The organism is Roseomonas nitratireducens, assembly GCF_017813355.1.
Classification (GTDB): domain Bacteria; phylum Pseudomonadota; class Alphaproteobacteria; order Acetobacterales; family Acetobacteraceae; genus Neoroseomonas; species Neoroseomonas nitratireducens.
In genome coordinates, this window is sequence record NZ_JAGIYZ010000002.1 from 386614 (window position 1) to 413154 (window position 26541).

The following is a 26541-nucleotide window of genomic DNA, read 5'->3' on the forward strand; positions in this document are numbered from 1 at the left end:
GCCCCTGGGCAAGGAAGGGCCCAGCCTGCGAGGCGGGCGGATCGAAGGAGACCCTCGGCATGGCGTTCTCGATCGACGACGTGAAGATCATGCGGTTCTTCAAGGACGACACGAACCTCCGGAAGATCGTCTTCACCCTGAAGGGCTACGACATCCAGGGCGGGGACGGGGACAAGGGCTATCCACGGCTCGACTACCTGATCCACCAGCGCAAGCTGAAGGTCATGCGGCGCGTGACCGACCTGGGCTTCGCAGATGCCGCGGGCGCCGCCTCCTACTTCATGGGGACGAACACCTTCTCGCTCGGGACCGAATTCCGGGTCACCAGCGACTACGGCATGGCGGTGCTGGCCCATGAGGGCGCGCATGCGCTCATCGACCTGCAGAACCTGGGGTCGATCGTTCGCGGTGTGTCGGAGGCGATCGGATACGTCGCCGAGGCGATGTGGCGCGCCAACGCAAAGCGGGGACCGATCATGATGAAGGGCGGCACGGCCGTGCATCCGGTGCGCGCCAAGGCCTTCGCGATCGCCTCGGCCCTGTCCACCGCGTCGAACGGCATCGTGCCGACCAACGACGCCGACGATCTGGTCAAGCTGATCGTCCAGGAGAAGCAGTACGACGACCCCAGCCCGCACGTCTCGGACGGGATCGGCTGACACGCGGCGGGGCCGCAGGCCCTTCCCGCCGGCGGCGTCCCGGCCTATTCCGCGCGGCCATGACCGACCATGCCCTGCTGCCCACCCTGACCCGCATCGCCGAGGCGCTCGAGCGCCTGGCCCCGCCGCCGGCCGGCGCGCTCGACCTGACGGTCGCCGATGCCTTCGTCTGGCACCCGGTCCCGCGGCCGCACCTCGCCCCCGTGCCGAAGGTCGCGGCCGTGCCGCTCGGGCTGCTGCGCGGCGTGGACCGGCAGAAGGACCTGCTGATGGAGAACACGCTGCGCTTCGCGCGCGGCTTCACGGCGAACAACGCCATGCTCTGGGGCGCGCGCGGCACGGGGAAGTCCTCCCTGGCCAAGGCGGCGCACGCCGCGGCCAATGCCGAGATCCCCGGCTCCCTCGCGCTGATCGAGATCCACCGGGAGGACATCCGCACCCTGCCGGACCTGCTCGGCCAGCTCCGCGCCCAGCCGCGCCGCTGCCTGGTGTTCTGCGACGACCTGTCCTTCGAGCGGGAGGACGCGGACTACAAGGCCCTGAAATCGGTGCTGGACGGCGGCATCGAGGGCCGGCCGCCCAATGTGTTGTTCTACGCGACGTCCAACCGCCGGCACCTGATGTCGCGCGACATGATCGAGAACGAGCGCTCGACCGCCATCCACGGCTCGGAGGCGATCGAGGAGAAGGTCTCGCTGTCGGACCGCTTCGGCCTCTGGATCGGTTTCCACAACGCCGACCAGTCGACCTTCTTCGCGATGATCGAGGGCTATGCCGCGCATTTCGGCCTGCCCGTCACGACCGAGGAACTCCACGCCCAGGCGATCGAATGGTCGGTCACCCGCGGCGGGCGTTCGGGCCGCGTCGCCTGGCAGTTCATCCTGGACCTGGCCGGGCGCCTCGGCGTGAAGATCGACGCCTGACCGGACGCGGGGTCAGCCGATCCGGCTGATCCCACCCATGAAGGGCAGCAGCACGTCGGGGACGCGCACGCTGCCGTCTTCCTGCTGGAATGTCTCGAGCACCGCGATCAGGGCGCGGCCGACCGCGACGCCGGACCCGTTCAGCGTGTGCAGGAAGACCGTCCCCTTGCCTTCCTTCGGCCGGTAGCGCCCGTTCATCCGCCGCGCCTGGAAGTCCCGGCAGTTCGAGCAGGACGAGATCTCCCGCCAGGCGCCCTGCCCAGGCAGCCAGACCTCGAGGTCGTAGGTGCGCGCCGCGCCGAAGCCGGTGTCGCCCGCGCAGAGCATCACGCGGCGCCAGGTCAGGCCGAGGTCGGTCAGCACGCGCTCCGCGCAGCGCGTCATGCGCTCATGCTCGGCGGCGCTCTCCTCGGCCGTGGTGACGGAAACGAGTTCGACCTTGGCGAACTGGTGCTGGCGCAGCATGCCCCGCACGTCGCGACCGGCGCTGCCGGCCTCGCTGCGGAAGCAGGGCGTCAGCGCGGTCAGCCGGATCGGCAGGTCGGCCTCGAGGATGATCTCGTCGCGCGCGAAATTGGTCAGCGGCACCTCGGCCGTCGGCACCAGCCAGCGGCCATCGGTGGTGCGGAACAGGTCGTCGGCGAATTTCGGCAGTTGCCCCGTCCCGTACATGGTCGCGTCGTTGACCAGCAGCGGGACCGAGGTCTCGGTGTAGCCATGCGCCTCGGTGTGCAGGCTGATCATCCATTGGCCGAGCGCGCGCTCGAGCCGCGCGAGCGGGCCCTTCAGCACCGTGAAGCGGCTGCCGGCGAGCTTCGCCGCCGTGCCGAAATCCATCAGGCCGAGCGCCTCGCCGATCTCGAAATGCTGCTTCGGGGCGAAGGGGAAGTCCGGGATCTCGCCCTGCTGGTGCAGGACGACATTGGCGGTCTCGTCGCGCCCTTCAGGAACCTCGGCGTCGAGCAGGTTGGGCAGGGCTTCCAGCAGGCCCGTCTGGCCGCGCTCGGCCTCGGCCGCGGCGGCGTCGAGCGCCGCCATCTCGTCGCGCAGGCCGACCGCCTCGGCTTCCAGCGCGGCGGTGTCGCCGCCCTGGCGCTTGGCCATGCCGATTTCCTTGGCGATGGCGTTGCGCCGGGCCTGCTTTTCCTGCTGGGCGGTCTGGGCGGCGCGGCGCGCCTCGTCATGCGCCAGGATCGCCGCAGCCACGGGCGGCATCCCCCGCCGCGCCAACGCCGCGTCGAACGCCGCGGGGTCCGCCCGCACCGCCTTGATGTCATGCATGGCCGACCGTCCCTACCTCGCGTCGTCGTTCGGCTTCGGCGCCATCCACCGCGCCGCCAGGATCGAGATCTCGTAGAGCAGGATCAGCGGCACCGCCAAGCCGATCTGGCTGATGATGTCCGGCGGGGTGATGATCGCCGCGACCACGAACATGATGACGATCGCGTAGCGCCGGCCCTTGCGCAGCGTCTCCACGTTCAGGATGCCGACGCGGCAGAGCAGCGTGAGCAGCACCGGCAACTGGAACGCGATCCCGAAGGCCAGGATCATGTGCATGACGAGCGAGAGGTACTCGCCCACCTTGGCTTCCAGCTGCACCGGGATGCCGCCGGACCCGGCCGGCGTCTCGAACGAAATGAAGAACTGCCAGGCCAGCGGGAAGATGAAGTAGTAGGCGAGCGCCGCGCCCAGCAGGAACAGGAAGGGCGACGCGACCAGGAAAGGCAGGATCGCCCGCTTCTCGCTGCGATACAGGCCGGGCGCGACGAACAGCCACAGCTGCGTCGCCCACATCGGGAAGCTGAAGAACACCGCGCCGAAGAAGGCGACCTTCAGGTAGGTGAAGAAGGCCTCGTACAGCTGGGTGAAGATCATGCGCCGGTCGGGCGCGTTCGGCTGCTTGGCCAGGATGTCGGCCAGCGGCTGCGCCAGGAAGGCGTAGATCTGCTGCGAGAAGTAGTAGCAGACGGCGAAGGCGATGATGAAGGCGCCGACCGCCCACAGGACCCGCTGCCGCAGTTCCCGCAGGTGGTCCATCAGCGGCATCGGCTTGTCGTCGATGACGTCTTCGTCGGTGTTGGTGGCCAAGGCGCCGGTCCCCTCAGACGCTCGGCGTGGTGGTGGCCGCCGGCTTCGCGGCGGGCGCGGCGGCGGGTTCGGCGACAACCGGTGGCGCCGGCGCGTCAGGCAGCGGCGGCAAGGCCGAGGCGATGGGCGCCGGCGTCGATGGCGGCACGAAGGCCGGCGCCGGAACGCTGGGCGGTTCGGGCGGCGGCGGCGGCGCGGCCCAGCGCGCCACGTCGGGCGGCACGAAGGCCGGCGCGTTCTCCGGCACGGGCGGCGGCGTGTAGACCGGCGGGACGTAGGCGTCCTTCATCGGGTCCTCGAAGGCCTTGCGCACCGTGCCGTCGGAATCGACCGTCTTCTCGATCGTGCCCTTGATGTCGAAGTTGCGGATGTCGCTGATGGTGTTGCGCACATCCGCGATCTGGTTGCGCACGTCCTCGAGCTTCGCCTCGCGCACCAACTCGTCAGCCTGCTGCTGAAACTCGCTAACCTTGCGCCGCAGGGACTGAATCCCCTTGGCGACACCCTTGATGGCGTCGGGCAGGTCCTTGGGCCCGATGACGACGAGCGCCACCACGGCAATCAAGGCGATCTCCGACCAGGCGAGGTCCAGCATGCGCTCCCTTGTCCCCCGGCTCCTCTGCCATCGGGGGACGCCCCGTTAGCAGGAAGCCGACGCGCCGCCAATGCGGCTCCCCCTTATCTAGGAAGCCTCGGGCGGAAACACGAAGGCCCGTTCGGGATCAATCGCGACCGTCACCCTTTCGCCCCGCGCCAGCCGCCGCCCCGGGGGCAGCCGGGCATGAAGATGCAGCAACCCGCCCACCCCGTCGGGCATGGCGAGGTGGACCAGGGTGGTGGCGCCGAGCAGCCGGCAGGCCTCCACCTCGGCCTCCGCCGACGCCTCCCCGCCCAGGCGCAGCCCCTCGGGGCGCACCAGCACCTCGACCGCGCTGCCTTCCCCGAAGCCTGGCGCGGGCAGCCGGCCGAGCGGCGTCGCCGCCGCCCCCGCCTGGACCCGCGTCGGCAGGCGGTTCACCTCCCCCAGGAAGGTCGCGACATAGCGGTCCACCGGGCCGAAATAGAGCGCCTCGGGCTCACCGAGCTGGATGATCCGCCCTTCCCGCATCAGGGCGATGCGGTCGCCCATGAACATCGCCTCCTCCGCGTCATGGGTGACGAGCAGCGTCGCGATTCCCGAGGTCTGGAGCACATGCAGCGTGTCGTCGCGCACCTGTTCGCGCAGCCGGGCGTCGAGGCTCGCGAAGGCCTCGTCCAGCAGCAGCACGGCCGGCCGCGGCGCCAATGCGCGCGCCAGGGCGACGCGCTGCTGCTGCCCGCCCGACAGCATGTGCGGGAAGGCGCTCTGGTATGATTCGAGCCCGACGCGCGCCAGCGCGTCCATCACCCGCCAGCCGCGTTCCCCCTTCGGCGCGAATCGCAGGCCGAAGGCCACGTTCTCGGCGACCGTCAGGTGCGGGAACAGCGCATAGTCCTGGAACACGAAGCCGACGCCGCGCCGTTCCGGCGGCACCTCCCGCCCCGGCTCGGCGATCACCTGCCCCGCCAGTTCGATCCGCCCGGCCTGCAGCGGCTCGAGCCCCGCGGCAAGCCGCAGCAGCGTCGTCTTGCCGCAGCCTGAGGCGCCGAGCAGGCAGACGATCTCCCCCGCCGCGACGGACAGGTCGATGCCGCGCAGCACCTCCCGCGCGCCGTAGGCGTGGTGGATGCCGTGGAAGCTGAGAGTCATCCTGCCCCGTCCCTCAGGCGCCGGCCGCGCGGGCGCGAAGGAACGTCATGGCGCCGGCGGCGGCTCGTCGGCGGCGGAATCGGGGCCGGCGGGGGCATCCGCCTCCTCGGCCGCCGGCGGCGCGCCGTCCAGGGGCAGGGCGGGGGCGGTCTCGCCCGTCACGAGTTCTTCCTTCCGCGGCAGGTCCGACAGCGCCTTCAGGCCGAACTGCTCGAGGAATTTCGGCGTGGTGCCCCACAAGGTCGGGCGCCCCGGCACCTCCCGCCGTCCGCGCGGGGCGATCAGACCGAGTTCCAGCAGGGCTTCCAGCGTGCTCTGCGCCAGCGCGGCGCCGCGGATCTCCTCGATCTCGCCGCGCGTGCAGGGCTGGTGGTAGGCGACGACGGACAGCGCCTCCATCGCCGCGCGCGGCAGGCGGCGCGGCGCCTGCACCACCTTGGTCAGCCGCTGGGCGAGGTCCGGCGCGGTGCGGAAGGCCCACCCGCCGGCAACCTCCACCAGCGTCACGCCGCGCCCTTCGTAGAGGTCCGCGAGCGCGGCCAGCGCGGCGGCGGCGGGCACGCCCTCCGGCATCAGGGCGGCGAGCATCATGGCCGTGACCGGACGCTCGGAGGCGAAGATCAGCGCCTCGGCGATCCGCACCGCCTCCGCCAGCAGGGCGGGGTCGGGCGGGCCGTCGGGTGCCTCGGGCACGGTTTCGGCGGGCGCGTCCGCGGCCACCGGGGCGGGCTCTGAGGCCGCGCCGGCGTCGGGCATCGGATCGGCGGCGGACGCGGCCGCGCCCTCCTCCTCCGCCCGCTCCTCAGGCACCCCGCTCATCCGTCGCACCCTCCTCCGTCCGGCGGCGGAGCAGGATGGGGCCGAAGGCTTCCTCCTGGCGCAATTCGATCCCGCCGCCGCGGGCCATCTCCAAGCCTGCCACGAGCGTGCTGGCAAGGGCCGCCCGGCGCTCGACGGGGTCCAGGATGCCGTCCGGCAGGAAGCCCTGCAGCACGGACCAGGAGGGCAGCGCGCCGACAAGGCGGGTCAGGCGCTCGATCGCCTCCTGCACCGTCAGCAGCTTGCGGGGCTTCGGCCGGTAGGGCCGGCGGGCAAGCGCCCGGCGCCGCCCCGCCACATAGGCCTGCAGCAGGGAGGACAGGTCGGCCGAAAGCCCGGACCGGTCCTCGACCTTCAGGCTTTCCGGCGCGCCACGGGCAAACACGTCATGCCCGAGCCAGGGCCGGCGGTTGAGCCAGAGCGCCGCGGCGCGCATCCGCCCGAGTTCCGCCAGCCGGTCGGCCAGTTGTTCCGCCAGCGCCTCGGCATCCTCGCCCTCGGCTTCCTCCGGCGGGACGAGCAGGCGGGATTTCAGCCAGGCGAGCCAGGCGGCCATCACCAGCCAGTCGGCGGCAAGTTCCAGCCGGATACGCCGCGCCCCCTCGATCACCGCGAGATACTGGTCCACCAGCGCGACGATCGAGATCCGCGCCACGTCCACCTTCTGGGCGCGGGCGAGTTCCAGCAGCAGGTCGAGCGGCCCCTCGAAGCCATCGAGGCGCAGGTGCAGCGACTCGCTCATCGGCCCCCTCCATGCCCGGTCAGCAGGAGAACGAGGTTGAAGGCGGGCGCGACCACTTCCCGCACGAAGACCCCCATCGGGTCCCAGCCGGGCACCGCCAGCGGGGCGATGAACAGGACCAGGATCACGATGAGCAGCCCATAGGGCTCGACGCGGGCGAGCGCCAGGGCCGGCGCCCGCGGCAGGATGCCGACCATGATCCGCCCGCCATCGAGCGGCGGCAGCGGCAGCAGGTTGAAGAGCCCGAGCACCAGGTTCGCGAGGATCGACAACCCCACGAAACGCATCAGGAATTCCATGAGTTCGGGGCCCATCAGCCCCTGCCCGGCCAGCACAAGGTGGGCCAGCAGCGCGGCTGCCACCGCCAGCGCGGCGTTCACGGCCGGTCCGGCGGCGGCGACCAGCACCATCCCCCAGCGCGGGCTGCGCAACCGGAAGATATCCACGGGCACGGGCTTGGCCCAGCCGAACAGCGCCTCCACCCGCCCGAGCGCCAGCAACTGGCCGGCCACCATCAGCCCGGGCAGCAGCAGCGTGCCGACCGGGTCCACATGCCGCAGCGGATTGAGGCTGATGCGCCCCAGCCGCTTCGCCGTGTCGTCGCCCAGCGCCAGCGCCGCATAGCCGTGCGCGGCCTCATGCAGCGTGATGGCGAGCACGGCGGCGAGCACCGCCGCCGCGGCTTCCGGCAGCCAGTCGGGCATCAGGCGTCCCGCGCGGTCGGATCGGCGCCGGCGACGGCCACCATGGGCCGCATCGCGGCATCGCGCAGCGCCCGCAGCGCCACCGCGTCGCGCGTGGCCATCGCCCCGCGCACGGCGCGCGCGGCCGCGAGCCTTTCGGCGGCGCGGTCGGTCAGCGGCGGGCAGTCGGCCAGGATCGCGGCACTGTCGGCGAGCCGCCCGGTGCAGTGGAGCACAAGGTCGCAACCGGCCGAGAGCGACGCCCCGGCAAGGTCGTTCGAGGTGCCCGTGAGCGCCCCCATGGCGAGGTCATCGGTCACCAGCACCCCGTCGAAGCCGATCTCGCCCCGGATCACGTCGCGTATCACGGTCGGTGAGATGGTGGCGGGCAGGTTCCTGTCCCAGGCCTCGTAGAGCACATGGGCCGTCATGGCCCAGGCGCCGGAGGCGGCCAGGGCGGCGAAGGGCTCGATGTCCGCCGCGAGTTCGGCGCGGCTCGCCGAGACGCGCGGCAGCTCATGATGGCTGTCCGCCAGCGCGCGCCCATGGCCGGGTATGTGCTTGACGACCGGAATGGCCCCGCCCGCCTGCAGCCCCGCCACCCAGGCGGCGCCGAGGCGCGACACCTCGGCGGGGTCGGCCGAGAGCGACCGGTCGCCGATGACCCCATGCGCGCCCGGGATCCGCAGGTCGAGCACCGGGGCGCAGACCACGTCGAGCCCCTCCGCCACGCAGGCGGCGCCGAGCAGCGTCGCATTCGCCGTGACCACCGGCGCGGCCGCGCCCTCGAACGCCATCGCCGCCGGGAAGGCCTCCCAGTAGGGCGGCCGGAGGCGGGCGACCCGCCCGCCTTCCTGGTCCACCAGGATCGAAGCGTCCGGCCCGAGGATGTCGCGCACGTCGCGGGTCAGCGCGCGCAGCTGCATCGGGTGCGAGACGTTCCGCGCGAAGAGGATGACGCCCGCCGGGCGAAAGCGCTGCAGCAGCGCCGCTTCCTGTCCTGTCAGGAGAGGTCCCGACAGGCCGACGATCGCGGCCCGTGTCACGTGCAATCCCCCCGCGCCGTCAGCGGACCACGGTGCACGGAAGGCTGCGGCCGCGCGCCTGCTCGCAGAATTCGCGTGCCGCCTCCGCGCTCGCGAAGCCGCCAGTGCGCAACCGGAACAGGGGCGGCTGCCCCTCGCGCTCGAACCGCACGACCTGCGGGCGGAAGGCGCCAAGAAGGTCGGCATGGCGGCGCGCCAGACGGTCCCATTCGGCCCGCGCCGCCTCCTCGGACGCCAACGCGCCGAGCTGCACACGCACGGTGCCGCCCGGCGCCGGCGCCGGGCGCGCGGCCTGCTGCGCGGCAGGCGGCGGCGCTGCGGACTGGGGTGCCGCGGCCTGGGGCGCCGAAGCCTGGGGCGTCGCTGCCGGCGGGGCGGCCCCGGGGCGCCCGGCTGCCTGCGGTGCCTGTGGGGCCGGGGCCGCGGCGGGCGGCGGGTTCGGCTGGGCGACCTGCGCGCGCAGCGCATCGATGCGCGGGCCCTCGGGCTCGGGCCCGAGCCGCGCCGCCCCCGGCTGGGCGTTGGACCCGCGGTTGCGCTCGAAGATCAACTCGTCCTGGTTCGGCACGCGCAGCCCGCCCGGATCGTCCGGGCGGACCTTGATGGGCCGCGGGTCCGCCTCGATCAGCGGGACGCTGCGCGGGCCGCTGGCGCGGGTGATCCCCCAGGCCAGCGCGCCGACGACCGCGACGACCGCGGCGATGCCGCCGCCGACCGCGAGCATCCGCCAAGGCGGCCCGCCCTGCTCGGGCGGCCGGAGCCGATAGGATGGAACATGCACTTCGCTCACGCCGCACCCCCCGTGCCGAGGAGGGCCTGTGGGCGAGCCCTCAGCGCATCTCCTCCACCGGCGTCACCCCCATGACGCCGAGACCCGACCGGATCACCGTCGCGGTCGCCGCGACGAGGGCCAGCCGGGCCCGGGTCGCTTCCGGCTCCTCCGCGCGGATGAAGCGCAGCGTCGAGTCGTCACGACCACGGTTCCACAATACATGAAAGTCCGCCGCCAAGTCCTGAAGATAAAAGGCGATCCGGTGCGGCTCCCGCGCCAGGGCCGCCGATTCCACCGTCCGGGGCCAGGTCGCGATGCGCCGGATCAGCGCCATTTCCGCCGCATCGGTCAGCGCATCGAGCGGCGCGGCCGCCAGATCCCCCACCCCGGGGTCGCCCGCCTGGCGCAGCACGGACCGGCAGCGCGCATGGGCGTACTGCACGTAGAAGACCGGGTTGTCGCGCGACTGCTCCACCACCTTGTCGACGTCGAATTCCATCTGCGCATCGGACTTGCGCGTCAGCATGGTGAAGCGCACCGCGTCGCGGCCCACTTCCTCGATCAGGTCGCGCAGCGTCACATAGGTGCCGGCGCGCTTCGACATGCGGACGGGTTCGCCCGCCTTCATCACATGCACGATCTGGCAGAGCACGACCTCGAGCGGCACCTTGCCGTCCGACACCGCGCGCACCGCCGCCTGCATGCGGCTGACATAGCCGCCATGGTCGGCGCCCCACACGTCGATCAGCAATTCGTGCCCGCGCCCGATCTTGTCCGCGTGGCAGGCGATGTCGTTGGCGAAGTAGGTGTTCGACCCGTCGGACTTGCGCAGCGGGCGGTCCACGTCGTCGCCGAAATCGGTCGCGCGGAACAGCGTCTGCGGGCGCGGTTCCCAATCGTCCGGCGTCTTGCCCTTGGGCGGTTCCAGCACGCCTTCGTAGATCAGGCCCTTGTCGTGCATCAGGCGCACCGCGCCTTCCACCGCGCCGGCCTCGACCAGCGCGCGCTCGCTGAGGAACACGTCCTGCGTCACGCCGAGCAGCGCGAGGTCCTCCCGGATCTCGGCCATCATCATCGCGACCGCCGTCTCCCGGCAGGTGTCGAGCCAGGCGGTGCGCACGAGCCATCCGCGCTCGAGCGCCGGGGCGTAGGCGGAGACGGTCTCCTCCGCGCCCAGCATGCCCGGCGCGATCTGCTGCGCGACCAGGGAGGCGCCGTAGCGCTCGGCCAGCGCCTCCCCGACCGCGACGAGGTAGTCGCCGCGATACTGCAGCGCGACGCCGAAGCGGCGTTCCGTCGCCTCCGCGTTCCACTCGTCGGCATCGAGCGTGACGGCGCGCAGGTAGCGCCAATAGGCCGCCCAGCCGAGTGCCGCGACCTGGTTGCCGGCGTCGTTGACGTAGTATTCCTTCGTCACCGCGAAGCCGGCCTTGGCCATCAGGTTGGCGAGCGCATCGCCCACGACGGCGCCGCGGCAATGCCCGACATGCATCGGCCCCGTCGGGTTGGCCGAGACGTATTCGACATTCACCCGCAGGCCACCGCCGGCCCGGCTGTCGCCGTAGGATTCGCCGGCGCGGAGCACCGCCGGGACCTGCCCGCGGAGAAAATCCTCGCGCAGGCGCAGGTTGACGAAGCCCGGGCCCGCGGGGACCGCTTCCGTCACCATCGGCAGGGCGAGCAGGCGCTCGGACAGCGCGGCGGCGAGCTTCTGCGGCGGCATGCGCGCGGGCTTGGCTGCGACCAGCGCGGCGTTCGTCGCCATGTCGCCATGCGCGGCATCGCGCGGGGGCTCGACCTGCACGCGGGCGAGCGCCTCGGCAGGCAGGTCCGGCACCAGGCCCGTGAGCGCGCCGCGCACCTCCTGCGTCAGCAGGGTGAAGATGTTCTCGGTCATGGGGTACTCAGCCAGGAATGTCGGGGTCGGTCAGGCGCCGGTGTTCCTCCAGCGCGTAGCGGTCGGTCATGCCGGCGATGTAGTCGCACACCACGCGGGCGCAGGCCGGGGTCCCGGCCTCTCCCGCCCGGTCGCGCCAGACCGGCGGCAGCATCTGCGGCCCGCCATGCAGCAGGCTGAACAGCATCTGCACCACCCGCTTCGATTTCGCCATGGTGCGGTTGACGCGCCAGTGGCGGTACATCCGGTGGAACAGGAATTCCCGCACCGCGTGGTTCGCCTCGACCATCTGGTCGGAGAAGGCGACGACGGGGCGCGGCGCGGCGCGGATCGCGGCCACGCTGTCCGGCGCCAGGGCCGCGATGCGGCGGCGGGATTCGGCGACCACGTCGCCGACCATGCGGTTGATGACGCGCCGGATCGCCTCCGCCGCTAGGCGCTCGGGCGGCGCGTCGGGCGACGCGGCCTGGGCCTCGGCCAGCGCATCGCCCACCAGCGGCAGCGCCGCGACGTCCTCCAGCGTGAACAGCCGCGCGCGCAGCCCGTCGTCGAGGTCGTGGTTGTTGTAGGCGATGTCGTCGGCAAGTGCCGCGACCTGCGCCTCCGCGCTCGCATGGCTAGCAAGGTCGAGCGGATGCCGCGCATCGTATTCGGCGATGTAGGGCGCCGGGCGCCGCAGCGGGCCGTTGTGCTTGGCCAGCCCCTCCAGCGTCTCCCAGGTCAGGTTCAGCCCGTCGAAGCCGCCATAGCGCGCTTCCAGCAGCGTCACGGCCTTGAGCGACTGGGCGTTGTGGTCGAAGCCGCCATAGGGCTTCATCGCCGCGTTCAGCGCATCCTCACCCGCATGGCCGAAGGGCGGGTGGCCCAGGTCGTGCGCGAGCGCGAGCGCCTCGGCAAGGTCCTCGTCCAGCGCCAGCAGGCGGGCGATCGACCGCGCGATCTGCGCGACCTCGATGGAATGCGTCAGGCGCGTCCGGAAATGGTCGCCCTCGTGGTAGATGAAGACCTGCGTCTTGTACTGCAGGCGCCGGAACGCCGTTGCATGGATGATGCGGTCCCGGTCCCGCTGGAAGGGCGAGCGCAGATCGCCCCCCGCCTCCGGATAGAGCCGGCCGCGGGAGGTCTCGGGCCGGACGGCATAGGGCGCGAGAACCATGGCCGGGGCCGTAGCACCCGGCGAGGCGCGTTGGAAGCGGGCCGCGGATCGCCTATGTTCGGGCCTGAGGAGTCACCGCAATGCCCGACGGCACCAGCACCCCGCCCGCTTTCCGCGTCACCGACCGCGCCCGCGCCCAGATCGCCGAGATCGCGGCGCGCGAGGGCAAGCCCGGCGCGGGGCTGCGCCTCGCGGTCGAGGCCGGGGGATGCTCCGGCTTCCAGTACCGGTTCGGGATCGAGGAGGCCGCGGCCGAGGAGGACCTCGTCTTCGGCGATGGCCCCGGGCGGGTCTTCGTCGATCCTGTCTCGCTCGACCTCCTCGCGGGGGCCGAACTGGACTGGGCGGAGGAACTGATCGGGGCGCATTTCGCCATCCGCAATCCCCAGGCGGTGTCGGCCTGCGGGTGCGGGACGTCGTTCTCGGTCGGCTGACGGGAAGAGCAGGGGAGGAGAACCTTCCCCGCGCCCCCTCCCTTTTCTGCCCGTTGGGGACTGACTCCGCAGGGAGCGACCGCGCCTTGAAGATCGCCACGTTCAACGTGAATTCCATCCGCCAGCGCGCGGGGCATGTCGCGCGCTTCCTCGAACGCCAGACGCCGGACCTGCTGTTCCTGCAGGAGACGCGCTGCACGGCCGAACAGGTGCCGGCGATGGAGTTCGAGGCGCTGGGTTACCGCACCCACGCCGTCGGGCAGCAAGGCGGGCGGAACGGCGTGGCGGTCATCGCGCGCGTTCCCTTCGAGGTCGTCGCCGAAGCGCTGCCCGGCGACGCCGAGGACAGCCAGGCCCGCTACATCGAGGTCCGCGCGGGCGGCATGCAGGCCGCGGGCATCTACCTGCCGAACGGCAATTCCGGGGGCGAGGCCGGCTTCGCCTACAAGCTCGGCTGGATGGACCGCCTGCGGGCGGTGGCGCAGGACAGGCTCGACGCCTTCATCCCCTTCGCGATCCTCGGCGACTTCAATGTCTGCCCGACCGATGCGGACCTCGCGCCCGGCGCGCTGCCGCCGACGGACGCGCTGGTGCGCCCGGAAAGCCGCGCCCGTTTCCGCGCACTGACGCATCTGGGCCTGACCGACGCGCTGCGGGCGCTGCATCCGGCGGAAACGCTGTTCACCTACTGGGACTACGGCGCGGCCTTCGAGATCAATCGCGGCCTGCGCATCGACCATGTGCTGCTCAGCGCGGATCTCGCCGAACGGCTTGAGTCCTGCGAGGTCGACACCATGCCGCGGGGTGAGGCGCAGCCTTCCGACCACACCCCGGTCATCGCGACGCTGCGCTGACGCCTACCAGTGCCGGTAGTGGCGGCGGTAGGGCCCGCCCCAATACCCGCCGCCCCAGCCCCAGCCGAGTCCGATGCCGAAGGACGGATAGACCGCCACCGGCGGCGGGGCCTGCGGGACGACGTAGATCGGCACCCCAGGCGCGTCGCCATACCCGTAGGCCGGCGGCGCATAGGCGAGCGGCGCGGGCGCCGGGGCATAGATGCCGGCCGGCGGGGCAGGCGGCAGCGGCCCGATCCTGCCATCCGGATAGATGGCGCAGCCGGCGAGCGTCAGGGCAGCGGCGCAGGCGATCAGGCGCATGGCGTCCTCCTGTGCCGCCGGCGGCGCGGGCTCAGCCGCCCCAGCACCGTCCCCAGCGATCGCAGCGCGGGGCATGATGCCAGCGGCGATAATGGTGCGGCGGGGCGTAGTAGGCCGGCGGCGGGCCAGCATAGACCGCCCGCGGCGGCGGCCCATAGACCGGTGCGGGATATGCGACGCAGCCCGCTAGGCCGAGCGCGGCCAGGATGGGCAGCAGCAGGCGATGCTTCGTCATCTTGGTCCTCCGGCGCGGCGATGCGTTTTTCGCCGCCGCCGGAAGGGATGCACCCGCCGCGTGGCGGGCGCATGGCTCTCGAAGTGTAACTTGCCTTATTGGTCGGCGTAGCAGTGCGTCTCGGCGGCCCCGCCCGGGTTCGTGACGGCGCCGAGATAGGCCGGCCCGACAAGCTGCGCGTACTTCCACAGCGCGCCGGAATTGTAGTCGTGCCCGCGGGCCTTCCAGGCGGCGCGGCGGCGGGCGATCTCCTCCTCCGGCACGATCATGTCGATGGTGCCGGCCTCGGCGTCGATCACGATGCGGTCGCCGTTCTGCAGCAGCGCGATCGGGCCGCCCACCGCCGCTTCCGGGCCGACATGGCCGATGCAGAAGCCGCGCGTAGCACCGCTGAAGCGGCCATCGGTGATCAGCGCAACCTTGTCGCCCATGCCCTGGCCGTAGATCGCGCTGGTGGTCGACAGCATCTCCCGCATGCCCGGCCCGCCCTTGGGGCCCTCGTAGCGGACGATGACGACGTCGCCCGCCTTGTAGGCGCGCTCCTCCACCGCCTTGAAGGCATCCTCCTCGCAGTCGAAGCACAGCGCGGTGCCCTCGAAGCGCAGGGTCTTCATCCCGGCGATCTTCACGATCGCACCTTCCGGGGCGAGGTTGCCGTGCAGCGCGACGACGCCGCCGATCGGGCTGATCGGGTCGGAGCAGGGCCGCACGACGTCCTGGCCGGAGGGCACGATCACCTCCCGGTGATTCTCGGCGATGGTCTTGCCCGTGACGGTCAGGCAATCGCCCTTCACGTAGCCGCCTTCGAGCAGCGCCTTGATGATGACCGGCACGCCGCCGATCCGGTGCACGTCGGCCGCGACATACCGCCCGCCCGGCTTCAGGTCGGCGATGTGCGGCGTCTTGCGCATGATCTCCGCGACATCCTGCAGCGTGAAGCGGATGCCCGCCTCATGCGCCATGGCGGGCAGGTGCAGCGCGGCGTTGGTGGACCCGCCCGTGGCGCCGACGATGGCGGCCGCGTTGTGCAGGCTGTCGAGGGTGACGATGTCGCGCGGGCGGATGTTGCGGCGGATGAGTTCCACCACCGCCTTGCCCGATTCGATGGCCCAGCGGTCGCGATCCTCGTCCGGCGCCGGCGCGCCGGCGGAAAAGGGCAGCGCGAGGCCGATCATCTCGGAGACGCAGGCCATGGTGTTGGCTGTGAACTGACCGCCGCAGGCGCCGGCCCCCGGGCAGGCATGGCGCTCGAGCTCATCGAGCTCGTCATCGCTCATGTTGCCCGCGGCGTGCTGGCCGACGGCCTCGAACACGTCGAGCACGGTCACGTCGCGCCCGTGGTGCTTCCCCGGCATGATCGAGCCGCCGTACATGAACACGCTCGGCACGTTCAGCCGGATCATGGACATCATCACGCCCGGCAGCGACTTGTCGCAGCCCGCGATGCCGACCAGCGCGTCGTAGCAATGCCCGCGCATGGTCAGCTCGATCGAATCCGCGATCGCTTCGCGCGAGGCGAGCGAGGACTTCATCGACTGGTGCCCCATGGCGATGCCGTCGGTCACCGTGATGGTCGTGAACTCGCGCGGCGTGGCCCCCGCGGCCTTCACGCCCACCTTCGCCGCCTGCGCCTGGCGGGACAGCGCGATGTTGCAGGGCGCGGCCTCGTTCCAGCAGGAGGCGACGCCGACCAGCGGCTGCTCGATCTCCTCCTTCGTCAGGCCCATCGCGTAGTAGTAGGACCGGTGCGGCGCGCGTTCCGGGCCCATCGTGGTGTGGCGGCTCGGCAGGCGCGACTTGTCCCAGGCGGTCATTCCGGCATCTCCCTTGTTTGGCGGTCCTCAGCCGACCGCGAGCAGGTAGAGGATGGCAAGGCCGATGCCCGCCAGCCCCGAAATGGATTGCGCCATCGCCGTCGTCAGCACGAACCCGCCGAGACGGCGGCCGGCGATGAGGTCACGCCCCTTGACCGTCGCCACCACGAAGATGGTGATGGCGGCGAACAGGTTGAGCGTGGCGCTGTCGAACATCGGCGATCAGCCCGCGATGCGCGCCATGGCGGCATCGAGGCGCGCCATCTCGGTCTGCTGGGCCTCGAGGCGGTCGCGCATCTCCTGCACGATCTCCTCCGGCGCGCGGGAGACGAAGACGTCGCTGCCGAGCTTGGCCTCGGTCTTGGCGGCCTCGCCGGCGATGCGCGCGCGCTCCTTGGCCAGGCGCGCGCGCTCGGCGGCCAGGTCGATGACATCGGCCAGCGGCAGCATGATCGTCGCCTCGCCCACCACCGCCTGCACCGCACCTCTTGGGGCCTCGCCGTCCAGCGCGCGGATCTCGGTGGCGCGGCCGAGCCGGCAGATCGCGTCCGACCAGCGCGCCGCGCGCGCGAGGCTTTCGCCCGACGCGCCGGAGAGGAGCAGCGGCACGGTGATGGAAGGTGCGACGTTCATCTCGGAGCGCACGGTGCGGACCTCCGAGACCAGCCGCACCACCCAGTCGAGCTCGGCCCGCGCCTCGGCGGCTCCTTCCACCGGCACGGCCTCCGGCCAGGGCGCGCGGATCAGGCTGCCTTCGGCGCCATAGCCCATGCGATGCCAGAGTTCCTCGGTGATGAAGGGCATCGCCGGATGCAGCATCCGCAGGATGGTGCCGAGGACGTGCTGCGCCGCGCCCTTCACCTCCTCCTTCTCCGGCCCGTCCGGGCCGTTGAGGACGGGCTTGGCGAATTCCAGGAACCAGTCGCAGAAGCCGTTCCAGGTGAAGCGGTAGCAGGCCAGCGCGTAGTCGTCGAAGCGGAAAGCCTCGAGCGCCGCATTCGCATCGGCGAGCGCCGCATTCGCGGCATCGAGGATCCAGCGCGACAGCGGCAGCCTGGCCGAGGCCGGGTCGAAATCCGCGCGCGGCGCGATACCGTTCATCTCGCAGAAGCGCGACGCGTTCCAGATCTTGGTGGCGAAGGCGCGGTAGCCCTCGATCCGCTGCTTGGACAGCTTGATGTCCCTGCCCGGTCCGGCCAGGGCGCAGAGCGTGAAGCGCACCGCATCGGCGCCGTGCACGTCGATCAGTTCCAGCGGGTCCATCACGTTGCCGCGCGACTTGGACATCTTCTGCCCCTTCTCGTCGCGCACCAGGCCGTGGATGCAGACCGTGCGGAAGGGCACCTCCCCCATGAAGTGGATACCCATCATTATCATCCGGGCGACCCAGAAGAAGATGATGTCGAAGCCCGTCACCAGCACGTCGCCGGGGTAGTACTTGGCCAGTTCCGGCGTCTTCTCCGGCCAGCCGATGGTGCTGAAGGGCCAGAGCGCGCTGCTGAACCAGGTGTCGAGCACGTCCTCGTCGCGCGTCAGCTCGACATCGCGGCCGAACTTCTCCCGCGCCTGCGCGGCCGCTTCCTCGGCGGTGTGCGCGACGAAGACCTCGCCATCCGGCGCGTACCAGGCCGGGATCTGGTGGCCCCACCAGAGCTGGCGGGACACGCACCAGGGCTGGATGTCGCGCATCCAGGCGAAGAAGGTGTTTTCCCACTGGCGCGGCGTGAACACGGTCTGACCGGTCTCGACCGCCTTGATCGCCGGCTGCGCCAGCGTCTTGGCGTCGACGTACCACTGCATGGTCAGGCGGGGCTCGATCGGCACGCCGGACCGGTCGCCATGCGGGACCATGTGGGTGTGCGGCTCGATCTTCTCGAGCAGCTCCATCTCCTCGAGCCGCGCCACGATCGCCTTCCGCGCCGCGAAGCGGTCCTGGCCGGCGAGGCCGCGGACGAAGTCGAGGTCCGCGACGCCGTCCACCGCCACCATGGACGCGGCGATCTCATCGAGCATCACCCGCCCTTCGGCATCGAGCACGGAGGGCATGCCGAGCGCGTGCCGGCGGCCGACCTCGAAGTCGTTGAAGTCGTGCGCCGGCGTGATCTTCACCGCCCCCGAGCCCTTCTCGGGGTCGGAGTATTCGTCCGCCACCACGGGAATGGCGCGCCCCGTGAGCGGCAGGATGACGCGCTTGCCGACCAGGTCGCGGAAGCGCTCATCCTCGGGATGCACCGCGACGGCGGTGTCGCCGAGCATCGTCTCCGGCCGCGTCGTCGCGACCACGAGGAAGCGGCCGGGCTCGCCCTCCACCGGGTAGCGCAGGTGCCACAGGCTGCCCTTCACCTCCTTGCTCTCGACCTCGAGGTCGGAGATGGCGGTGAGGAACTTCGGGTCCCAGTTCACCAGGCGCCGGTCACGGTAGAGCAGGCCCTCCCGGTACAGGCGCACGAAGACCTCCCGCACCGCGTCGGACAGGCCCTCATCCATCGTGAAGCGTTCGCGCGGCCAGTCGAGCGAGGCGCCGAGGCGGCGCAGCTGGCGCGTAATGGTCCCCCCGCTTTCCGCCTTCCACTCCCAGACCCGGTTGAGGAAGGCCTCGCGCCCCATGGCCCGGCGGTCGGGACCGCCCTGCTGCGCGAGCAGCCGTTCCACCACCATCTGCGTCGCGATGCCGGCGTGGTCGGTGCCCGGCTGCCACAGCGCGTCGCGGCCCTGCATACGGCGCCAGCGGATCAACACGTCCTGCAGCGTGTTGTCGAGCGCATGCCCGATATGGAGGCTGCCCGTGACGTTGGGCGGCGGGATCATGATGGTGAAGGGCTTCGCCGGGGAGGACGGGTCGGCCGAAAAGGCGCCCGAGGCTTCCCAGCCCTGATACAGGCGCTGTTCGATCGCGGCGGGGTCGAAGGACTTGTCGAGCATGGCGGCATCCCTTCCCTGCCCGCCGCCCCCGCGTCAAGGGTGGCGGAGCGTTGGACGGGCGGATGCCCGCGGGCTAAGCGGGCGGCAGCAGGGGAAACGACCATGACCAGCCGCCGCATCCTCCTCGGCCTCGCCGCCGCCACCCTCGCCCGCCCGGCGCTGGCGCAGGCGCCATGGCCCTCCGGGCCCATCCGCATCATCGCCCCCTTCCCGCCCGGCGGGTCGGTGGACACCATCACCCGGCTCCTCCAGCCGCATCTCTCGGTCGACCTCGGCGTGCCGGTCGTCATCGAGAACCGTCCCGGCGCCTCGGGCGCGATCGGCACCGCGGCGCTGGCGCGCAGCCCGGCAGACGGCCAGACCTGGGCGATGGTGTTCGACACCCATGCGGTGAACCCGGCGCTGATCGCCAATCCCGGCTTCGACACGCGGCGGGACGTCGTCCCCGTGATGCTGGTGGGCACCTCTCCCATGCTCGTCACGACGCACAATTCGCGGCCCTGGCGCAGCCTGCAGGACGTGGTCGCGGCGGCGAAGGCGCGGCCGGACACCATCACCTACGGATCGATCGGCAACGGCTCGCTCGCGCACCTGACCATGTCGCTGATGCAGAAGGCCGGCGATTTCCGCGTTGTGCACGTGCCCTATCGCGGCGGCGGCCCGATGAGCGCGGCGGCCGCGGCCGGCGAACTCGACATGCCGATGGCGACCAATGCCGGGCTCGGCGGGCAGGTCGGCGTCACGCTCCGCCCGCTGGCCCAGACCGGCGCGCGGCGGTCCGCCCTGTTCCCGGACCTGCCGACGGTCGCGGAATCCGGCATCCCCGGCATCGATTCGCTCGCCTGGTGGGCGATGATCGGCCGCGCGGGTGTGCCGGAGGCGGTGCTGCGGCGCTTCCACGCCGCGCTGGCCAAGGCGCTGGCGGTGACGGAGGTCCGGGCGCGGCTTTCGGGCCCGCTGGGCATCGACGTGGTGGGCTCGACGCCGGAGGCCTTCGGCGCCTTCCTCGACACGCAGATGGCGACCTGGGCGCAGGTGGTGCGCGAGAACAACATCCGGCCGGACTGACCCGGCCGGGCGACGGCGTCAGGACAGGGCGCGGCCCACCACGCGCTCGATCTCGGACCGCACCAGCCGATCGACGATTGCCGGCAGGTGCTGGTCGAGCCATTCCTTGAGCAGCGGGCGAAGTTCCTCCCGCACCACATCCTCGATGCTCGGCCCGCCGCGATGCACGGCGGAGCCGCGTTCGTTTGCCACGGCGCGGACGAGTTGGCTCACGGAGGCCGCGGCGGCGGCGGCCACCGCCGGGGCGAGCAGCGCGTCGGCCGAGAGCGCGGGGGGGGCGGCCTGCGGTTCGGGTGGCGGCGGAGGCGGCGGGGGCTCGGCAACGAGGACCGGCGGCTCGGGCGGCGGTGCGACGGGCGGCTCGCTCTCCGGCGGGCCGCCCACCATCATGTCCTCGGTCAGGACGAGGGGGCCATCGCCGGGATCGGCCGGCGGCGGGGTGAAGTCGGGGGTCGCGGCCGGGGTGGCCTCCGCCGCGGCGGCGTCGGGCACCGCGGCGGGAGGGACCTCATCCTCGTTCAGGATGCGGCGGATGGAGGCGAGGATATCCTCCATCGACTGGTCGGTCGCCGGCCCCCCCGGGGGGGCGCCGGGCGGTGGCGTGCCCTGCCCGCTCATGGCCGGCGCTGCCCTGACGGCGGCGGCAGGGTCTGGACCTGGATGGCGCTCTGCGGCGTCGGCGCCTGCTGCGCCGTGTCCGAATAGTCGCCCGTGCCGGCCCAGCGGTCGCGCACCGTGTTGTAGTAGGCGCGCGGGTCGTAGACCTGCACCGGAAGGTTCAGGTCCTGGGCCGTCAGCCGCCCGATCGTCGCCGCCAGGGAGTAGGAGGCGTTGATCAGCGTGGCGAGCGAGCGCACCAGGTTCACGCGCGCGGTGAGCAGTTCCTGCTCGGCGTTCAGCACGTCGAGCGTGGTGCGGCTGCCGACCACCGCTTCCCGCTGCACGCCGTCGAGCGCAATTTCCTGCGCGCGGATCTGCGCGCGCACGCTTTCCACCTGCGCCCGGGCGCTGCCGAGCGTCTCCCAGGCCTGGGTCGCCTGCTGGGCGGACAGGCGCCGGGCGTCGTCAACGGCCTGGCGGGCGCGCTGCGCCTGCTGGCGAGCCTGTCGCACGGCCGCATGCTCGGCGCCGCCCTGGTAGAGCGGCACGGAGAGGTTGGCCGTGACCTGCGCGCCGGTCTGACGCGACCCGCGGGATGCGTTGTTGTCGATGCGGAAGGTCGAGGCGTTGACGCTGACCTGCGGCATCAGCGTCGAGAACTGGACGTCGATGTTGTCCCGCGCCGAGGCCTCGTCGAACATCGCGGCGACCACCGCAGGGTTGTTGTCCGATGCCAGCCGCACCGCTTCGTCGCGGGAACGGACGGGGGCGGCGAGCGGCGGCGGCGCGGTCACGCGCGCCGGCTCGACCCCCACCAGCCGCAGGAAGACAGCGCGGGAGGACTGCAGGTTGCCCTGCGCCTGGTCGAGTTGGAATCGCGCCTGGGCGAGGCGCGCCTCGGCCTGGGCGACGTCGGTGCGGGTGATCTCGCCGACGCGGAAGCGTTCGTTGGTCGCCTGCAGCTGGCGGTTCAGCACCTGGACGTTGTTGGTGTTGAGCCGCACCTCCTCCTGGTCGCGGATGACGGCGACGTAGGCGGCGACCGATTCGAGCAGCACCTGCTGCTCGGTCTGCAGCAGGCGGGAGCGCTGGGCGTAGACCGCGTTCTCCGCCTGACGCGTCTGGGCCGTGGTGCGGCCGCCGCGATAGATCGGCTGCGTGACGGTCGCCTGGAGGCTGCCCGTGTTGCGCGGACTGTTCGTGTAGGCCGAGAAGGGCAGCCCCGCCGTGTCCTCGTTCCGGACATTGCCGGCGAAGTCCCGCTGAATCGGCACGCTGGCCTGGCTGCGGTTGGTGGTGTCGGAATAGCCCGCAGCGCCCGAGATGATCACGCTCGGCCGCCAGCCCGACAGCGCCCGCGGCACTTCTTCATCCGTCGCGCGCAACTGGGCGCGGGCGGCAAGCAAGGTCGGGTTGTTCGCGTAGGCCGCGGCCAGCGCTTCCTGCAAAGACTGGGACCAGGCCGCACCGGATGGCGGCAGAGCCATCGCGGCGGAAAGTAGCAAGGCCCGGCGCAACCAGGGTGTCACGTGTGCAATCCCCCAAAGCGGCCTGCGCAACCGCACAAGCCTATCCCGCAAGTCTTAACGCACTGCAACGCAACGGCGCCACCCCAAGGGATGGAGCCGATTGTGTCCAAGCGTGACCGGCGCGGCGCGCGCGGGGTCAGAAGGCGAAGGCGGGGGCACCGGCAAAGCCCGGCAGGGCCGGGGCGTGGGCATCGAATTCGACCGTGGTCGTCAGCGCCCCGCCGGCCTTGCGCAGCAGCAGGGCGCGCCCGGGCGGGCCGCCGGCCAGCCCGATAGCCACGAGCCGCCCGCCTTCGACCAGCTGCGCACCGAGGTGCTCCGGCACCTCCATGACGCCGCCCTCGATGATGATGGCGTCATAGGGCGCGCCGGCGGCATGGCCTTCGCCGGGCGAAGCCTCGACCAGCGTGACCGCGCCAGGGGCCGCCGTGGCGGCCAGCGCGGCGCGGGCGATGGCCATGAGGCCGGGGTCCGCCTCGACCGCCGTGACGGTGGCGCCGGTCGCGGCCAGCAGCGCCACGCCGAAGCCGGTGCCGGCGGCGAGCACGAGCGCCCGTTCGCCCCGCTTCACGGCGGCCAGCTGGACCAGCCGCGCGAGCACGAGCGGCTTGAGCATGGCCCGCCCGCCCGGCAGCGGCACATCGGCATCGGCATAGGCACGCGCGGCGAGGCCCGCCGGCAGGAAGCGTTCCCGTGGCAATTCGCGCATCGCGGCGACGATGCGCGGATCCTCCACCCGGTTCGGCCGGAGCTGGCCGTCCACCATCAGCCGTCGCGCGTCGGCGAAATCCATCGTGCTGCGCCTTCCTTCAACCGGCGCGGTTATAGAGTCCGGGCGCGGCGGGCGCCAAGCCGCCGCTTGACCGCGCCGGGCGCGCAGCCGATACGGGGCGCCCGCGCGGTCCGGTGGCCGAGTGGTCAGGCAAGGGTCTGCAAAACCCTCCACAGCGGTTCGATTCCGCTCCGGACCTCGCGCGGTTTTCCGCCATTTTCTGCCCGGCGCCCCAGAGGCCTTTGACACAACCGTGACACAGTCGGCCGCCGGGCCGCCTGGGGCGGCCCTGGGCATGCCCTGGGGGGCCTGGGCAAGGCCTGGGGCCGCCTGGGGCCGCCGTGGCGGCGCCGCCCTGGGGCGGGGGGCCTGGGGCGGGCCTGGGGGCGCCCCGTAGGCCGGTGGCGCCGCCCTGCGCGCCTGCCCCTGCCCTGGGCGGGCCTGTGGGGGCCTTGTGGGGCCTGTGGGCGCCCAGCGCCTGGGGCGGCCTGTGGGGCCTGGGGGCGCCCGGCGCCTGGGCGGGGCCTGGGGCCGCGTGGGGCCGCCCTGGCGATGGCCTGCCCCTGCCCTGCCCGGCTTCGCCTCGTGCATCTTGCACGACGGAGCCGATATCGTCGGCCCATGTCGAATCGTCCCAACAGCCTGCCGCCGACCGATGCCCTGGCGAAGATCGGCCTGTTCTTCGTCGCGTGGTCACACCTCGATTACGCGATGGAACTGGCGATCTGGCACCTAAACGGATGGCGCCCAAGCGAGGGCTATCCCAAGACCGGCAAAGAGCCCTCGGGTAGGCTACTGAAACTCCTCACCGACCTCCAAAAGCCGCTGCCCGAACCTGCGCACTCGGACCTGGACAGCATCCTGCGGAACATCAGGCTGTTGATCGAAAGGCGGAACTTGCTCGCGCACGCGGTCATTCAGTGGCACGCGCCAGATGCCACGTTGCGGCTGCGCAAGACGACCGACCAGACCGACGACTATGCCCAGCGCATCCGTCACATCGATCCGCACAACCTAGAGGCGACGGCCGTTGCAACCGGCACCGTGGCTGACGCGCTCCTGCGGTTCATCGGCATGGCGCCGCCCGAATAGACTGCACACATGGCGCCCGACCCGCATCCCCGCCGCAGCCGCTTGCCAGACGATGCCGGCACCTCCAGCGCCTTCCTGGGCGAGGATGGTTCCCTGATGCTCGCCGCCTACGAGGCGGGTTGGCAGACCGACGCCTACTGGCTCTCCTTCTCCTGCGCCGGCGAGCAGGGGTGCCATCGCATCGTGGATCTCGGCATCCGGCCCGCCATCGCCCGCTTCGGCCGCACCATGACCATCCGCGGCATCGCCCGGCGGCTCCGCTGCTCCGAGTGCGGGGGGCGCACCATTATCGCCCAAGTCAGCGCCGACTGCCGTGGTGCCTCAGCCCGCGACCGCGACGGACCGGCGCCGCAGACCCTGGCCAACCTCGCATGACAACCTTGGAAGATCAGAGGCTCTCGATGCGCCTTCGCTCGATGCTGTGCAGCATTATCGTGGCCGCGCTGGCGCTTTCGTATCCAGTGAACGAAGCCCGAGGCCAAGCGCATGATTTCTGCGTGCACCCGACATTGGGAGACCTTCGCGTTCCGAACTCCTTTGCCACCACTTTCCTCGCGGACCTCCGAGCCCTTCACGCTGCGGTGCCATCGCTCACGCCAGCCGAGACACAGTGGCTAGAGCGAGAGCGGAACAGCGGGGATCTACACCGCTGGATCCGGGCTACCGGAACGCGTGAATATGCCATCCACGCCTCTCGCAATGACATCAACAACCTTGTCACGGCATTGCGGCAAGCACAGCGCGCTACCGAGCGGACCGACGCGTCTCGGCAATGGATGATGGTAGCCTATTTCCTCGTTGCTCCTGAACCGGCCGAGCAACTGGCGCGACTCATCCGCGATGGCCTGTTGCGACGGGACGTGCTGCCTCTCGAATGGCGGCTTGCCGCGCGGCCAGATGATGACGTGAACCAGATCGCGCGATCGATCATCTTCGCTCGATCCCGGATCACGCGCGACCTCGTGGGATGCACCCTGCCGGCGGTTCTGGGAGTGGGACCGCTGATCCAATGAGATAGACGTGCCGGTCTTCTCGCCGTAGCGCACCAGCCGACCGCCCACGCCGCCGCGCTCGGCCTACGTCCGCACTGGCGGTAGCGCCCGCCCGCCGCCCTGGGGCCGCCCTCGGCGCCTGGGCGGGGGCCTGGGGGGCCTCTGGGCGCGCCTGGGGCTGCTTGCCCTGCCCTGGGTTGCCTCGGGCGCCCAGGGCGCCCGCCGTGGTCGGCCGTGGCGGGCCTGCTGGGGTCAGCCGGGCGGCTTCGCCTTCCACTCGGCCGCCCACCGCACCTGATCCAGCAGGTGCGTGACGAGCGGACTTGGCTTCGCGTTCTCCATGGCGGCCAGAATGGCTTCCACATCACCCTCGCCCATCACGCCGGACTTGCGCATCGCCCGCATCATCTGACCGCACAGCAGGGCCAGCATGTTCAGGGCCTCGTCCCGCGGATCGGGCGTCGGTGTGGGTTCGGTCATGTGCACGGTGGTCCTCTGTCCGGCGTCCGGATTAGCGTGCCCGAATTCTACCCAGCGCCGCCACCACCCCGGCGCCGGTAGAGCAGCACGCCTTCGCGCTTCACCGCCGGGCGGACATAGTCGTCGTCCTTCGCCAGCACCGACACTTCCACCGGCTGCGCCAGCCGCGAGGCCAGCGCCGTAGCCCAGCCCGCCCGCCGGTCCCACTCCGTTCGGAAGACGGCGGCCGCCCGGCCCGTCGGTCCTTGCGCCCGCACAGCCGGGTCGGGGTCTATGCTCAGGGCGAGGTCCACATCGCTGCCAGGGAAAGGGTCGCCGACCGCCCGCGACCCGAAAAGCCACACCATCCGGATCAGCGGCTCGCCCTGCGCCCATTCGCCCACCACAGCGCGCAGGCGATCCAGGCTCCGGCCATGCCGCGCCTCGCGCTCCTGGCGCCGGTGCGGCTGCTCGGCGTCCATGGCCGTCTCATACAGCCACCCAGGGTAGACCCTCGCCAGCGTGGCCAGGATGACGTTGGGCTCGGTGGCGGCGATGGCCGGGTCGCCCCCGGCGGCGAGGTAGGCGTCCCGGATGCGGAACCACGCCGCCGGCTCCAGCGTGCCCTCGGCGCCGTTCTGCCGGTAGGCCCGGCCGACAGCGCGGACGAGGCGCTTATCCCATCGGTTGAGGCTGTGGAAGGTCGGCTGGTTCACGCCGCCGAGTGTGCCGGCAGCATTCGCGCGCGGCCAGATGACCGCAGGGGGTCAGCCCGCGCTGGCGCCGGCTGCCTTCAGATGCGCGACCAGGGCCGGCGGCGCCTCGCGGATGGTCAGCCATCGGGCGTCGGCCAGGATCAGGGCGAGGCTGCCATCGGTGAGGCGCGCGATGGCGCGAACCTCGCGCGTGGCGATCGGCGCGGTGACGCGGAAGTTCGCATCGCCGACGGGCAC

The 26541-nt window shown here is 71.8% G+C and carries 30 protein-coding genes and 1 tRNA gene; 9 read left to right on the forward strand and 22 right to left on the reverse strand.

The features are described from left to right. The first annotated feature begins 59 nt into the window (after positions 1–59). Both J5Y09_RS04245 and J5Y09_RS04250 read left to right on the forward strand, forming a co-directional pair. The gene (locus tag J5Y09_RS04245; RefSeq protein WP_209350485.1) at positions 60–659 is read left to right on the forward strand and encodes a hypothetical protein; all 600 of its coding nucleotides are present in this window, start codon (positions 60–62) and stop codon (positions 657–659) included. A 59-nt stretch (positions 660–718) separates the two neighbouring features. Then, positions 719–1582 (forward strand): ATP-binding protein, encoded by an 864-nt coding sequence (locus tag J5Y09_RS04250; RefSeq protein ID WP_209350486.1) that lies wholly within the window; start codon positions 719–721, stop codon positions 1580–1582. A gap of 12 nt (positions 1583–1594) precedes the next feature. Here J5Y09_RS04250 and serS read toward each other — a convergent pair whose 3' ends face one another. The 11 genes from serS to J5Y09_RS04305 all read right to left on the reverse strand — a co-directional run bounded on the left by serS (position 1595) and on the right by J5Y09_RS04305 (position 12514). Next, positions 1595–2863 carry a serine--tRNA ligase gene (serS, locus tag J5Y09_RS04255; protein WP_209350487.1) on the reverse strand — a complete coding sequence of 423 codons (1269 nt, stop codon included), beginning with the start codon at positions 2861–2863 and terminating at the stop codon, positions 1595–1597. 12 nt (positions 2864–2875) lie between these two features. Continuing rightward, the gene (tatC, locus tag J5Y09_RS04260; RefSeq protein WP_209350536.1) at positions 2876–3628 is read right to left on the reverse strand and encodes a twin-arginine translocase subunit TatC; all 753 of its coding nucleotides are present in this window, start codon (positions 3626–3628) and stop codon (positions 2876–2878) included. A gap of 55 nt (positions 3629–3683) precedes the next feature. Beyond that, positions 3684–4265, reverse strand: coding sequence for a Sec-independent protein translocase protein TatB (gene tatB, locus J5Y09_RS24535; RefSeq protein WP_209350488.1), 582 nt, complete (start codon positions 4263–4265; stop codon positions 3684–3686). 87 nt (positions 4266–4352) lie between these two features. Further along, the gene (locus J5Y09_RS04270) at positions 4353–5399 is read right to left on the reverse strand and encodes an ABC transporter ATP-binding protein (RefSeq protein ID WP_209350489.1); all 1047 of its coding nucleotides are present in this window, start codon (positions 5397–5399) and stop codon (positions 4353–4355) included. 45 nt (positions 5400–5444) lie between these two features. Then, positions 5445–6218 (reverse strand): SMC-Scp complex subunit ScpB, encoded by a 774-nt coding sequence (gene scpB, locus J5Y09_RS04275; protein WP_245216799.1) that lies wholly within the window; start codon positions 6216–6218, stop codon positions 5445–5447. Next, positions 6202–6960 carry a segregation and condensation protein A gene (locus J5Y09_RS04280; RefSeq protein ID WP_198378727.1) on the reverse strand — a complete coding sequence of 253 codons (759 nt, stop codon included), beginning with the start codon at positions 6958–6960 and terminating at the stop codon, positions 6202–6204. Before J5Y09_RS04280 ends, scpB begins: the two co-directional genes overlap by 17 nt. After that, positions 6957–7664, reverse strand: coding sequence for a site-2 protease family protein (locus tag J5Y09_RS04285; RefSeq protein WP_209350490.1), 708 nt, complete (start codon positions 7662–7664; stop codon positions 6957–6959). The genes J5Y09_RS04280 and J5Y09_RS04285 overlap by 4 nt, the downstream gene beginning before the upstream one ends. Continuing rightward, positions 7664–8689 carry a beta-N-acetylhexosaminidase gene (gene nagZ, locus J5Y09_RS04290; protein WP_342451407.1) on the reverse strand — a complete coding sequence of 342 codons (1026 nt, stop codon included), beginning with the start codon at positions 8687–8689 and terminating at the stop codon, positions 7664–7666. The genes J5Y09_RS04285 and nagZ overlap by 1 nt, the downstream gene beginning before the upstream one ends. Before the next feature lie 19 nt (positions 8690–8708). After that, the gene (locus J5Y09_RS04295; RefSeq protein ID WP_209350492.1) at positions 8709–9479 is read right to left on the reverse strand and encodes an SPOR domain-containing protein; all 771 of its coding nucleotides are present in this window, start codon (positions 9477–9479) and stop codon (positions 8709–8711) included. A 40-nt stretch (positions 9480–9519) separates the two neighbouring features. Beyond that, a complete protein-coding gene (gene argS / locus J5Y09_RS04300; RefSeq protein WP_209350493.1) occupies positions 9520–11358 on the reverse strand; it encodes an arginine--tRNA ligase in 1839 nt (612 codons plus the stop codon). Positions 11359–11365: 7 nt separating this feature from the next. Further along, positions 11366–12514 (reverse strand): deoxyguanosinetriphosphate triphosphohydrolase, encoded by a 1149-nt coding sequence (locus tag J5Y09_RS04305; RefSeq protein WP_209350494.1) that lies wholly within the window; start codon positions 12512–12514, stop codon positions 11366–11368. 80 nt (positions 12515–12594) lie between these two features. On the opposite strand from J5Y09_RS04305, the gene J5Y09_RS04310 reads away from it, so the two are divergent. Beyond that, on the forward strand, positions 12595–12948 hold the full coding sequence (locus J5Y09_RS04310) for a HesB/IscA family protein (protein WP_209350495.1): 354 nt from the start codon (positions 12595–12597) through the stop codon (positions 12946–12948). Between the two features lie 86 nt (positions 12949–13034). Beyond that, the gene (locus J5Y09_RS04315) at positions 13035–13802 is read left to right on the forward strand and encodes an exodeoxyribonuclease III (RefSeq protein WP_209350496.1); all 768 of its coding nucleotides are present in this window, start codon (positions 13035–13037) and stop codon (positions 13800–13802) included. Positions 13803–13805: 3 nt separating this feature from the next. Here the strand turns inward: J5Y09_RS04315 and J5Y09_RS04320 are convergent, their stop codons facing one another. The 5 genes from J5Y09_RS04320 to J5Y09_RS04340 form a co-directional block, all read right to left on the reverse strand. Continuing rightward, positions 13806–14105, reverse strand: a complete 300-nt coding sequence (locus J5Y09_RS04320) for a hypothetical protein (RefSeq protein ID WP_209350497.1) — start codon at positions 14103–14105, stop codon at positions 13806–13808. A gap of 31 nt (positions 14106–14136) precedes the next feature. After that, entirely contained in the window at positions 14137–14340 is a 204-nt protein-coding gene (locus J5Y09_RS04325) for a hypothetical protein (RefSeq protein ID WP_209350540.1), read from the reverse strand. Between the two features lie 95 nt (positions 14341–14435). Further along, a complete protein-coding gene (gene ilvD / locus J5Y09_RS04330) occupies positions 14436–16154 on the reverse strand; it encodes a dihydroxy-acid dehydratase (protein ID WP_209350498.1) in 1719 nt (572 codons plus the stop codon). 27 nt (positions 16155–16181) lie between these two features. Then, positions 16182–16370, reverse strand: coding sequence for a hypothetical protein (locus J5Y09_RS04335; RefSeq protein WP_209350499.1), 189 nt, complete (start codon positions 16368–16370; stop codon positions 16182–16184). Positions 16371–16376: 6 nt separating this feature from the next. Beyond that, positions 16377–19076: a valine--tRNA ligase gene (locus J5Y09_RS04340; RefSeq protein WP_209350500.1), complete on the reverse strand. Its 2700-nt coding sequence runs from the start codon at positions 19074–19076 to the stop codon at positions 16377–16379. Between the two features lie 102 nt (positions 19077–19178). Here J5Y09_RS04340 and J5Y09_RS04345 point away from each other — a divergent pair, with 102 nt between their 5' ends. After that, the gene (locus J5Y09_RS04345) at positions 19179–20144 is read left to right on the forward strand and encodes a tripartite tricarboxylate transporter substrate binding protein (protein WP_209350501.1); all 966 of its coding nucleotides are present in this window, start codon (positions 19179–19181) and stop codon (positions 20142–20144) included. Between the two features lie 18 nt (positions 20145–20162). Here the strand turns inward: J5Y09_RS04345 and J5Y09_RS04350 are convergent, their stop codons facing one another. From J5Y09_RS04350 to J5Y09_RS04360, 3 genes are all read right to left on the reverse strand, one after another. After that, the gene (locus J5Y09_RS04350) at positions 20163–20762 is read right to left on the reverse strand and encodes a DUF2497 domain-containing protein (RefSeq protein ID WP_245216801.1); all 600 of its coding nucleotides are present in this window, start codon (positions 20760–20762) and stop codon (positions 20163–20165) included. Continuing rightward, positions 20759–22273, reverse strand: coding sequence for a TolC family outer membrane protein (locus J5Y09_RS04355; protein WP_342451408.1), 1515 nt, complete (start codon positions 22271–22273; stop codon positions 20759–20761). The genes J5Y09_RS04350 and J5Y09_RS04355 overlap by 4 nt, the downstream gene beginning before the upstream one ends. Before the next feature lie 136 nt (positions 22274–22409). Further along, complete coding sequence (locus J5Y09_RS04360; protein WP_209350502.1) at positions 22410–23066, reverse strand: protein-L-isoaspartate O-methyltransferase family protein; 657 nt, start codon at positions 23064–23066, stop codon at positions 22410–22412. Between the two features lie 107 nt (positions 23067–23173). Here J5Y09_RS04360 and J5Y09_RS04365 point away from each other — a divergent pair. From J5Y09_RS04365 to J5Y09_RS04380, 4 genes are all read left to right on the forward strand, one after another. Then, a tRNA-Cys gene (locus J5Y09_RS04365) sits at positions 23174–23244 on the forward strand. A 422-nt stretch (positions 23245–23666) separates the two neighbouring features. Then, on the forward strand, positions 23667–24137 hold the full coding sequence (locus tag J5Y09_RS04370) for a hypothetical protein (protein ID WP_209350503.1): 471 nt from the start codon (positions 23667–23669) through the stop codon (positions 24135–24137). Positions 24138–24146: 9 nt separating this feature from the next. After that, a complete protein-coding gene (locus tag J5Y09_RS04375) occupies positions 24147–24512 on the forward strand; it encodes a hypothetical protein (protein WP_209350504.1) in 366 nt (121 codons plus the stop codon). After that, positions 24509–25150 carry a hypothetical protein gene (locus J5Y09_RS04380; protein WP_209350505.1) on the forward strand — a complete coding sequence of 214 codons (642 nt, stop codon included), beginning with the start codon at positions 24509–24511 and terminating at the stop codon, positions 25148–25150. The genes J5Y09_RS04375 and J5Y09_RS04380 overlap by 4 nt, the downstream gene beginning before the upstream one ends. Before the next feature lie 231 nt (positions 25151–25381). On the opposite strand, the gene J5Y09_RS04385 is transcribed toward J5Y09_RS04380, so the two are convergent. From J5Y09_RS04385 to J5Y09_RS04395, 3 genes are all read right to left on the reverse strand, one after another. Next, positions 25382–25609 carry a hypothetical protein gene (locus J5Y09_RS04385; RefSeq protein ID WP_209350506.1) on the reverse strand — a complete coding sequence of 76 codons (228 nt, stop codon included), beginning with the start codon at positions 25607–25609 and terminating at the stop codon, positions 25382–25384. A gap of 47 nt (positions 25610–25656) precedes the next feature. Further along, on the reverse strand, positions 25657–26304 hold the full coding sequence (locus J5Y09_RS24705) for a nucleotidyltransferase family protein (RefSeq protein WP_209350507.1): 648 nt from the start codon (positions 26302–26304) through the stop codon (positions 25657–25659). A 51-nt stretch (positions 26305–26355) separates the two neighbouring features. Then, the coding region (locus J5Y09_RS04395) for a hypothetical protein (RefSeq protein WP_209350508.1) at positions 26356–26541 on the reverse strand (186 nt) is incomplete at its 5' end.